Genomic DNA, 9,309 nt, shown 5'->3' with positions numbered 1-9,309 from the left:
CAACGGAGCGGAACATGGCGGGCAAACTCTTTTCTTTACGCAACGCGGCGCTGCTGGCGCTGTCGCTCAGCGCTGCCAGCGCCTATGCGGTGGACGTCACCGTGGCGTACCAGACGTCGGCGGAGCCGGCCAAGGTGGCGCAGGCGGAAAACAGCTTCGCCAAACAGTCCGGTGCGACCGTCGACTGGCGTAAGTTCGACAGCGGCTCCAGCGTGTTGCGCGCGCTGGCCTCCGGCGACGTGCAGATCGGCAATATCGGCTCCAGCCCGCTGGCGGTGGCCGCCAGCCAAAAACTCCCCATCGAAGTGTTCCTCATCGCCTCGCAGCTCGGCAGTTCCGAAGCGCTGGTGGTGAAGAATGACATCAAAAGCCCGCAGGATCTGATCGGCAAGCGCATCGCGGTGCCGTTTATCTCCACCACCCATTACAGCCTGCTGGCCTCGCTCAAACATTGGGGCATCAAGCCTGAACAGGTGAAGATCCTCAATCTGCAGCCGCCGGCCATCGCCGCCGCCTGGCAGCGCGGCGACATCGACGGCGCCTACGTCTGGGCGCCGGTGGTCAACGAACTGGCCAAACAAGGCAAGGTGTTGACCGACTCCGCGCAGGTGGGCGAATGGGGTTCGCCAACCCTGGACGTGTGGGTGGTGCGCAAAGACTTTGCCGAGAAACATCCCGACGTGGTGACCGCCTTTGCCGCCAGCGCCCTGCAGGCGCAGAAGGCCTACCTGGCGGCGCCGGAACAGTGGCTGAAAGATCCGAGCCATCTCAGCACCTTGGCGCGCTTGAGCGGCGTGCCGGAAGCGCAGGTGCCGGAGCTGGTGAAGGGGAACCGTTATCTGCCGGTGGCGGATCAGGTCGCCCAACTCGGCCAGCCGGTGGACAAGGCAATCCGCGATACCGCCGAGTTCCTCAAGCAGCAGGGCAAGATCCCGCAGGTCGACAGCGATTACAGCGCTTATGTGACCGACCGTTTTGTGAAACAGGTGCAGGCTGCGCCGCAGTCGTAAGGAAGCAGGATGCTAAACGTCAGCCATCTTTCAGCAGAATATCAGGGGCGGCCCGCGCTGCGTGACGTGTCGTTCCAGATCGCCGCCGGGCAACTGGTGGTGGTGCTCGGCCCGTCGGGCTGCGGCAAAACCACGCTGCTGAATTTAATCGCCGGGTTTATCGAGCCTTCAGCTGGCAGCATCACGCTGGATGGAACGTCCGTTCATGGCCCAAGCGCCGAACGGGGCGTGGTGTTCCAGCATGAGGGTTTACTGCCGTGGCGTAACGTGGTGGACAACGTCGAGTTCGGCCTGCAGCTGGCCGGCGTCGGCAAGGCGCAGCGCCGCCAGGTGGCGGAGCAGATGTTGCAGCGCGTCGGTCTGGCCGGTTACGAGCGGCATTTCATCTGGCAGCTTTCCGGCGGCATGCGCCAACGCGTCGGCATCGCCCGCGCCCTGGCCGCCGATCCGCGTCTGCTGTTGCTGGATGAACCGTTCGGCGCGCTGGACGCGTTCACTCGCGAGCAGATGCAAGAGCTGCTGCTGACCATCTGGCGCGATACCGGCAAGCAGGTGCTGCTGATCACTCACGATATTGAAGAGGCGGTGTTCCTCGCCAGCGAGCTGTTGCTGCTGTCGCCGGGGCCGGGGCAGGTGGTGGAGCGGCTGTCGCTGAACTTCGGCCAACGCTATGCCGACGGCGAAGCCTGCCGCTCAATTAAGTCCGATCCTGAATTTATCGCGCAGCGCGAATACGTGCTGGGCAAAGTTTTCCAACAGCGCGAGGCCTTGTTATGAGCCTGCATTCCACGTTAAAGGCCGCGGCGCAGCCGCAGGGCAAAGCGACGCGCCGTTTCAGCGTGCCGCGCAACGTTTGGCTGAGCGGCGCCACGCTGTTGACGGTGTTGATCGTCTGGTGGGGCGTGACGGCGCTGCAGCTGATCAGCCCGCTGTTCCTGCCGGCGCCGCAGCAGGTATTGCATCAGCTGATCACCATCGCCAGCCCGCAAGGCTTTATGGACGCCACGCTGTGGCAGCATCTGGCGGCCAGCCTGGGGCGCATTTTGGTGGCGCTGCTGGCGGCGGTGATCGTCGGCATTCCGGTGGGCATCGCCATGGGGCTGAACGACACGGTGCGCGGCATCCTCGATCCGCTGATTGAGATCTATCGTCCGGTGCCGCCGTTGGCGTATTTGCCGCTGATGGTGATTTGGTTCGGCATCGGCGAAACCTCGAAGATCTTGCTGATTTATCTGGCGATTTTCGCGCCGGTGACGCTGTCCGCCGTGGCGGGCGTGCGCAGCGTGGCGCAGGTACGGGTGCGCGCCGCCCGCGCGTTGGGCGCCACGCGTTGGCAGGTGCTGCGTTTCGTGGTGCTGCCGAGCGCGCTGCCGGAGATCCTGACCGGCATTCGCATCGGGCTGGGCGTCGGCTGGTCGACGCTGGTAGCCGCCGAACTGATCGCCGCCACGCGCGGCCTGGGATTTATGGTGCAATCCGCCGGTGAGTTTCTGGCGACCGACGTGGTGCTGGCCGGCATCGGCGTGATTGCGGTGATTGCATTTGGGTTGGAGCTGGGGCTGCGCGCCCTGCAGCGCCGATTGACCCCGTGGCATGGAGTACAGCAATGAACGAACGTCTGAATATCACCCCGCTGGGGCCTTACATCGGGGCGCTGGTGGAAAACGTCGAGTTGGCCCGGCCGCTGGGCGACGGCCAGTTTGAACAGCTTTATCATGCGCTGCTCAAGCATCAGGTGCTGTTCTTCCGCAATCAGCCGATCACGCCGCTGCAGCAGCGCGATCTGGCCGGCCGCTTCGGCGATCTGCACATCCATCCGGTCTATCCGCACGCCACCGACGTGGAAGAGATCATCGTGCTCGATACCCACGACGACAACCCGCCGGATAACGACAACTGGCACACCGACGTGACCTTTATCGAGAACCCGCCGCTGGGGGCGATCCTGGCGGCCAAGACGCTGCCTGCCACCGGCGGCGATACGCTGTGGGCCAGCGGCATCGCCGCCTATGAGGCGCTGTCGGCGCCGTTCAGAACGCTGCTCGCGGGGCTGCGCGCGGAACATGACTTCACCAAGTCGTTCCCGGAGCACAAGCATCGCGGCAGTGAAGAAGAGCATCAGCGCTGGCAACTGGCGGTGCAGAAAAACCCGCCGCTGTTGCATCCGGTGGTGCGTACCCATCCGGTCAGCGGCCGGCAGGCGCTGTTCGTCAATGAAGGGTTCACCACGCGGATCGTCGATCTGGCGCCGAAGGAGAGCGACGCTTTACTGAATTTCCTGTTTGCTCACATCACCAAACCGGAGTTTCAGGTGCGCTGGCGTTGGCAGGAGAATGACGTGGCGATCTGGGATAACCGCGTGACGCAGCACTACGCCAACGCGGATTATCTGCCGCAGCGGCGCATCATGCACCGCGCGACCATTCTGGGGGACAAGCCCTTTTACAAGGCGTAAAAACGGTTAGGCGTCGAACGCCTGCGTTAACTGCTCCAGCTGTTCCTGCGCATCCAGCCAGGTCATTTCCGTCTCTTCCAGCGCGGATTTGACCTGGCTCTGCTTTTGCAGGCAGTCGGTCAACTCGGCCTTGCGGCTGATGTCGTACAGTGCGGAATCCGCCAACTGCTCTTCCACCGCCGCCAGTTCGGCGCCCAGTTTTTCCATCTGCTGTTCCAGTTTGGCGATCTGCTTGCGCAGCGGTTGGGTTTGCGTACGGAACTCCGCCTCGCGGCGTTTTTGATCCTTGCGCGCCTGTGCGCTGTTGCTGCCGCTCTCTTTTTCCGGCGCGTCCTGTTGGCTTTCCTGGCGCTGCAGATCGATCAGCCACTGCTGATAATCGTCGAGATCGCCTTCGAAAGGCTCGACCTGGCCATCGTGCACCAGGTACAGATCGTCGGTGGTGGAGCGCAGCAGGTGACGGTCGTGCGAGACCACCACCAATGCGCCTTCGAAATCGATCAGCGCCTCGGTCAGCGCCTGGCGCATGTCGAGATCCAGGTGGTTGGTCGGTTCATCGAGCAGCAGCAGGTTCGGGCGCTGCCAGACGATCAGCGCCAGCACCAGCCGCGCCTTCTCGCCGCCGGAGAAGCGTTCGGTGATTTCACTGACCTTGTCGCCCTGGAAGCCGAAACCGCCCAGATAATCGCGCAGCTGTTGCTCCAGTACCCGTGGCGCGATGCGGCTCAGGTGCTGCAGCGGCGACTCGTCGGCGCGCAGGAATTCCAGCTGGTGCTGAGCGAAGTAACCCAGCTTGATGCCTTTCGCCAGGCCGATCTCGCCGCTCAGCGGCTCCAGGGTGCCGGCCAGCAGTTTGATCAACGTCGATTTACCGGCGCCGTTGCGGCCGAGCAGGCCAATGCGTGAGCCGGGCACCAGGTTCAGTTTGATGGACTTCAGGATCACCTTGTCGCCGTACCCGGCGCTGACTTTTTCCATGCGCAGCAGCGGGTTCGGCAGGCTTTCCGGCGGGCGGAAGCTGAAGGTGAACGGGTTGTCGACGTGCGCCGGGGCGATCAGCTCCATGCGTTCCAGCATCTTGATGCGGCTCTGCGCCTGCTTGGCCTTGGTCGCCTGCGCGCGGAAACGGTCGATATAGCTTTGCAGGTGCGCCACTTTTTCTTGCTGGTGCTGATACAGCGACTGCTGCTGCGCCAGTTTGGTGGCGCGTTGGCGTTCGAACGACGAGTAGTTGCCGGTGTACTCGTTCATCGTCTGCTGTTCGATATGCAGGATCTTGTCGACGATCGGATCGAGGAAGTCGCGGTCGTGCGAGATAAGCACCAGCGTGCCGGGATAGCTTTTCAGCCAGCGCTCCAGCCAGATCACCGCATCGAGATCCAGGTGGTTGGTCGGTTCGTCGAGCAGCAGCAGATCGGAACGGCACACCAACGCCTGCGCCAGGTTAAGACGCATGCGCCAGCCGCCGGAAAAGTCGCGCACCGGGCTTTGCAGTTGTTCGTTGGAGAAGCCGAGACCGTGCAGCAGGCTGGCGGCGCGGGAACGAATGGTCCAGGCGTCGATGGCGTCCAGCTTGCCGTGCAGGGTGGCGATGGCGTGGCCGTCGTTGCGGTCGTTGGCGGCCTGCAGTTCGGCTTCGAGCTGGCGAAACTCGCGGTCGCCGTCGATAACATACTCGATCGCCGGCACGTCCAGCGCCGGCGTCTCCTGGTTGACCCAGGCCAGCGCCCAGTTGCCGGGGAAGGTGAAGCTGCCGCCGTCCGCCGCGATCTCGCCCTTCAGCAGCGACAACAGCGTGGATTTGCCGCAGCCGTTTTTGCCGACCAGGCCGACCTTCTGACCTGGATTAACCGTCGCCGTGGCGTTGTCCAGCAGGACGCGGATGCCGCGTCGGATTTGTAGCGAGGAGAATACAATCATAAAGCGCCGTATGTTCAGAGTATGTTAAATTATCATTAAGGTAACAGAACGCGCACCGCGCGCTGTTTTTGTCTTTGCGATGCATGGTAACGGAAAACCGCTACCCTGACGACGCTTTGGAGGGGAATGATGTCGCAGCCGCCCAAGGTCTTGCTGCTGTATGCCCATCCGGAATCCCATGACTCGGTGGCGAACCGAGTTTTGCTTCGACCGGCGCAGCAATTGGAACATGTCACCGTGCACGATCTCTACGCGCACTACCCTGATTTTTTTATCGATATTCATCACGAACAACAGCTGCTGCGTGAGCATCAGGTCATCGTGTTTCAGCACCCGCTGTATACCTACAGCTGCCCGGCGCTGCTGAAGGAATGGCTGGATCGCGTGCTGGCGCGCGGCTTCGCCAGCGGCGTGGGCGGCAATGCGCTGGCGGGCAAATACTGGCGTTCGGTGATCACCACCGGCGAGCCGGAAGGCGCCTACCGCACCGGCGGTTATAACCATTATCCGATGGAAGATATCCTGCGGCCGTTCGAGTTGACCGCCGGGATGTGCCATATGCACTGGTTGACGCCGTTCGTGGTCTATTGGGCGCGGCGGCAAAAGCCGGAGGTGCTGCGCAGCCACGCAGACGCCTACGGGGAGTGGCTGAGCCACCCGCTGCCGCACGGGGGGCGGTGATCATGGAAGGATCGACCTTACTGACCGCCATTTTACTGTTCCTGTTTGCCGCGGTGGTGACGGTGCCGATCGCCCGTCGCCTGGGGATCGGCGCGGTGCTGGGTTATCTGATCGCCGGCATCGCCATCGGCCCGTGGGGATTGGGTTTTATTCGCGACGTTGACGAGATCCTGCACTTCTCCGAGCTGGGCGTGGTGTTCCTGATGTTCATCATCGGCCTGGAGCTGAACCCCAGCAAGCTGTGGGAGCTGCGGCGCTCGATTTTCGGCGCCGGCGCCGGCCAGGTGCTGATCACCGCGGCGGTGCTGGGCGCATTGCTGTACCTGACGCACTTCGCCTGGCAGGCGGCGGTGATCGGCGGCGTTGGCCTGGCGATGTCTTCCACCGCCATGGCGCTGCAGCTGATGCGCGAAAAGGGCATGAACCGCAACGAAGGCGGGCAGCTGGGGTTCTCGGTGCTGCTGTTCCAGGATATGGCGGTGATCCCGGCGCTGGCGTTGATCCCCATTCTGGCCGGCGCCGGCGGCACCAGCGACGACTGGGCGAAGATCGCGCTCAAGGTGGCGGCGTTCGGCGGCATGCTGATCGGCGGCCGCTTCCTGCTGCGGCCGCTGTTCCGCTATATCGCCGCTTCCGGCGTGCGCGAGATCTTTACCGCCGCGGCGCTGCTGCTGGTGCTCGGCTCGGCGCTGTTTATGGAGACGCTCGGCCTGTCGATGGCGCTCGGCACCTTCATCGCCGGCGTGCTGCTGGCGGAGAGCGAATACCGCCACGAACTGGAGATCTCCATCGAGCCGTTTAAAGGGCTGCTGCTGGGGCTGTTCTTTATCTCGGTGGGCATGGTGTTGAATATCGGCGTGCTCTACACCCATCTGGCCGAGGTGTTGATCGGCGTGTTGGCGTTGGTGGCGGTGAAATCCGGCGTGCTCTACGGCGTATCGCGCCTGTTCGGCCTGCGCAGTTCGGTACGCCTGCAGTTCGCCGGCGTGCTCAGCCAGGGCGGTGAGTTCGCCTTCGTGCTGTTTTCGGCGGCGGGCGCCCAAAAGGTGCTGCAGCCGGATCAACTCTCTTTGCTGCTGGTGGTGGTGACGCTGTCGATGATGACCACGCCGCTGTTGATGCAGGCCATCGATCGCATTTTGGCGCGCCGCTATAACGCCAAAGACGAAGACGAGGAGACGCCGTACGTGGAAGATGACGATCCGCAGGTGATCATCGTCGGCTTCGGGCGTTTTGGCCAGGTGATCGGCCGCCTGCTGATGGCCAACAAAATGCGCATTACCGTACTGGAACGCGACGTCAGCGCCGTCGGCGTGCTGCGTCGCTACGGTTACAAGGTCTATTACGGCGACGCCACCGAGCTGGAGCTGCTGCGCGCGGCAGGCGCAGAGAAGGCCAAGTCGATCGTGATCACCAGCAATGAGCCGGAAGACACCATGGCGATCGTGCGGCTGTGCCAGCAGCACTTCCCTAACCTGAGCATCCTGGCGCGCGCGCGCGGCCGCGTGGAGGCACATGAGCTGCTGCAGGCGGGCGTAAAACAGTTCAGCCGCGAGACCTTCTCCAGCGCGCTGGAACTGGGGCGCAAGGCGCTGATGGAATTGGGCATGCACCCGCATCAGGCCTTTCGCGCCCAGCAGCATTTCCGTCGTCTGGATATGCGCATGCTGCGTGAGCTGATGCCGCCGCATCAGGGCGACGTGGCGCAAATTTCTCGCGTGAAAGAGGCGCGGCGCGAGCTGGAAGAGCTCTTCCATCGCGAAATGCAAAAAGAAAGTCGCCAGTTTGACGGCTGGGATGAATACGAATAAGCGGGAGCATAACGATGTCTGCAACACGTAAGAGATTTATCGCCGGAGCGGTGTGCCCGAGCTGTAGCGCCATGGATACGCTGGCGGTATGGCGGGAGGATCAGGTGGAAGTGGTGGAGTGCGTCAAGTGCGGCCATCACCAGCGCCAGACCGAACAACAGGTGGAAAAACACGTTCGACCGCAAGAGCAGGTGATCGGCATTTTTCAGCCGAAGTAGCGTTTTTTTATCCCGGAGGGTACAGCGAGGCAGATTTCCGTTACAATCTGTCCGGAAAAGGCGCGCATCCCGATAACGGTGCGCGTCCTAGTAGCCAACGGTAGGAGATATCATGAAAGTAGCAAAAGACTTGGTGGTCAGCCTGGCTTACCAAGTACGTACAGAAGACGGTGTTTTGGTTGATGAGTCTCCGGTGAGCGCACCGCTGGACTATCTGCACGGGCATGGTTCTCTGATCGCAGGTCTGGAAAAAGCGCTCGAAGGCCACGACGTTGGCGATCGTTTTGACGTTCACGTCGGCGCGAACGACGCGTACGGCAACTACGACGAAAACCTGGTGCAGCGCGTACCGAAAGACGTCTTCATGGGCGTTGACGAACTGCAGGTCGGCATGCGTTTCCTGGCTGACACCGATCAGGGCCCGGTACCGGTTGAAATCACTGAAGTTGACGGCGACCACGTTGTGGTTGACGGCAACCACATGCTGGCCGGCCAAAACCTGAACTTCAACGTGGAAGTTGTCGCGATCCGCGAAGCGACCGCAGAAGAACTGGCGCACGGTCACGTACACGGCGAGCACGATCATCACCACGAGCACGGTGAAGGCTGCTGCGGCGGTCACGGCCACAGCCACGATCACGACCATGGTCACGACCACGGTAAAGGCGGTTGCGGCAACGGCGGTTGCGGCTGCCACTAAGCAGAACGCAATCCCGAGACGAGAGGGCAGCCATTGGCTGCCCTTTTTTATGCGCGGCGCCCCTCAATAGTGCGGCGGAGGGGTTTCTTCCGATTGCGAGGCGATCATCGAGGTTTGGGTCGAGCGCAGTTTGTCGGTCAACATGCGCAGGTGCTCGCGCATCTTCAGCATTTCCATCTGATGCTGGGTGACGGTCTGGTTGAGCTCTTCGATAGTGAGCTCTTGAAAAGCCTGACGGCTTTCCAGTTCTTCAAGCCGCTGTAGCAGGCTTTGAATGTCGGCGTTGTGCATGAGGCTACCTCTGACGCGATAAAATCCTGATTCGGCGCTATGGTAACAGCTGGCGTCGGGTTTGCCCGCGCTATTTCTTTGGGCGGCGCGCAACGTTGCGATCGGCAGTGTAAAGTGCTGAAAAGCTGCACGCCTGATTCGCCGTTTTTTGCTAACCTCGCCGAATATTCTGCAAGAAAAATCTGATTTATCATGTGAGTAGCACGCAGCGGGAAACTTCTTG

10 protein-coding genes are annotated in these 9,309 nt (G+C 62.1%); 8 read left to right on the top strand and 2 right to left on the bottom strand.

Annotation, left to right across the window (positions count from 1 at the left end; genetic code table 11):
• Nucleotides 1-14: 14 nt before the first annotated feature.
• Genes tauA through tauD form a run of 4 tightly spaced genes read left to right on the top strand, consistent with a single transcriptional unit; the run spans nucleotide 15 to nucleotide 3,465 of the window.
• Nucleotides 15-1,010 (top strand): taurine ABC transporter substrate-binding protein, encoded by a 996-nt coding sequence (gene tauA, locus EDY99_RS19735; protein WP_004930383.1) that lies wholly within the window; start codon nucleotides 15-17, stop codon nucleotides 1,008-1,010.
• Between the two features lie 9 nt (nucleotides 1,011-1,019).
• Entirely contained in the window at nucleotides 1,020-1,787 is a 768-nt protein-coding gene (gene tauB, locus EDY99_RS19730) for a taurine ABC transporter ATP-binding subunit (RefSeq protein WP_033645255.1), read from the top strand.
• Nucleotides 1,784-2,620, top strand: coding sequence for a taurine ABC transporter permease TauC (gene tauC, locus EDY99_RS19725; RefSeq protein ID WP_033645254.1), 837 nt, complete (start codon nucleotides 1,784-1,786; stop codon nucleotides 2,618-2,620). Before tauB ends, tauC begins: the two co-directional genes overlap by 4 nt.
• Nucleotides 2,617-3,465: a taurine dioxygenase gene (gene tauD, locus EDY99_RS19720; RefSeq protein ID WP_033645253.1), complete on the top strand. Its 849-nt coding sequence runs from the start codon at nucleotides 2,617-2,619 to the stop codon at nucleotides 3,463-3,465. The genes tauC and tauD overlap by 4 nt, the downstream gene beginning before the upstream one ends.
• Before the next feature lie 6 nt (nucleotides 3,466-3,471).
• Here the strand turns inward: tauD and EDY99_RS19715 are convergent, their stop codons facing one another.
• Nucleotides 3,472-5,385, bottom strand: coding sequence for an ABC transporter ATP-binding protein (locus EDY99_RS19715; RefSeq protein WP_047026483.1), 1,914 nt, complete (start codon nucleotides 5,383-5,385; stop codon nucleotides 3,472-3,474).
• 129 nt (nucleotides 5,386-5,514) lie between these two features.
• Here EDY99_RS19715 and kefG point away from each other — a divergent pair, with 129 nt between their 5' ends.
• From kefG to slyD, 4 genes are all read left to right on the top strand, one after another.
• Complete coding sequence (gene kefG / locus EDY99_RS19710) at nucleotides 5,515-6,066, top strand: glutathione-regulated potassium-efflux system ancillary protein KefG (protein WP_028127618.1); 552 nt, start codon at nucleotides 5,515-5,517, stop codon at nucleotides 6,064-6,066.
• Nucleotides 6,067-6,068: 2 nt separating this feature from the next.
• Nucleotides 6,069-7,877, top strand: a complete 1,809-nt coding sequence (gene kefB, locus EDY99_RS19705) for a glutathione-regulated potassium-efflux system protein KefB (RefSeq protein WP_033651722.1) — start codon at nucleotides 6,069-6,071, stop codon at nucleotides 7,875-7,877.
• A gap of 14 nt (nucleotides 7,878-7,891) precedes the next feature.
• Complete coding sequence (locus tag EDY99_RS19700) at nucleotides 7,892-8,095, top strand: YheV family putative zinc ribbon protein (RefSeq protein ID WP_015379274.1); 204 nt, start codon at nucleotides 7,892-7,894, stop codon at nucleotides 8,093-8,095.
• A 112-nt stretch (nucleotides 8,096-8,207) separates the two neighbouring features.
• A complete protein-coding gene (gene slyD, locus EDY99_RS19695; RefSeq protein ID WP_004930407.1) occupies nucleotides 8,208-8,795 on the top strand; it encodes a peptidylprolyl isomerase in 588 nt (195 codons plus the stop codon).
• Nucleotides 8,796-8,858: 63 nt separating this feature from the next.
• Here the strand turns inward: slyD and EDY99_RS19690 are convergent, their stop codons facing one another.
• Entirely contained in the window at nucleotides 8,859-9,086 is a 228-nt protein-coding gene (locus EDY99_RS19690; protein ID WP_033645250.1) for a SlyX family protein, read from the bottom strand.
• Between the last annotated feature and the right edge of the window lie 223 nt (nucleotides 9,087-9,309).

The sequence above is a fragment of the Serratia sp. LS-1 genome (assembly GCF_003719595.1).
In the GTDB taxonomy this organism is placed as follows: domain Bacteria; phylum Pseudomonadota; class Gammaproteobacteria; order Enterobacterales; family Enterobacteriaceae; genus Serratia; species Serratia ureilytica.
The sequence above is the reverse complement of the archived record's forward strand: the minus strand, read 5'-3'. Positions and strand labels throughout refer to the sequence as shown.

Coding starts and splice junctions, on each gene's coding strand:
- EDY99_RS19700 (WP_015379274.1), top strand. CDS start 7,892: ATGTCTGCAACACGTAAGAGATTTATCGCCGGAGCGGTGTGCCCGAGC.
- tauB (WP_033645255.1), top strand. CDS start 1,020: ATGCTAAACGTCAGCCATCTTTCAGCAGAATATCAGGGGCGGCCCGCG.
- EDY99_RS19715 (WP_047026483.1), bottom strand. CDS start 5,385: ATGATTGTATTCTCCTCGCTACAAATCCGACGCGGCATCCGCGTCCTG.
- tauD (WP_033645253.1), top strand. CDS start 2,617: ATGAACGAACGTCTGAATATCACCCCGCTGGGGCCTTACATCGGGGCG.
- tauA (WP_004930383.1), top strand. CDS start 15: ATGGCGGGCAAACTCTTTTCTTTACGCAACGCGGCGCTGCTGGCGCTG.
- tauC (WP_033645254.1), top strand. CDS start 1,784: ATGAGCCTGCATTCCACGTTAAAGGCCGCGGCGCAGCCGCAGGGCAAA.
- slyD (WP_004930407.1), top strand. CDS start 8,208: ATGAAAGTAGCAAAAGACTTGGTGGTCAGCCTGGCTTACCAAGTACGT.
- kefB (WP_033651722.1), top strand. CDS start 6,069: ATGGAAGGATCGACCTTACTGACCGCCATTTTACTGTTCCTGTTTGCC.
- EDY99_RS19690 (WP_033645250.1), bottom strand. CDS start 9,086: ATGCACAACGCCGACATTCAAAGCCTGCTACAGCGGCTTGAAGAACTG.
- kefG (WP_028127618.1), top strand. CDS start 5,515: ATGTCGCAGCCGCCCAAGGTCTTGCTGCTGTATGCCCATCCGGAATCC.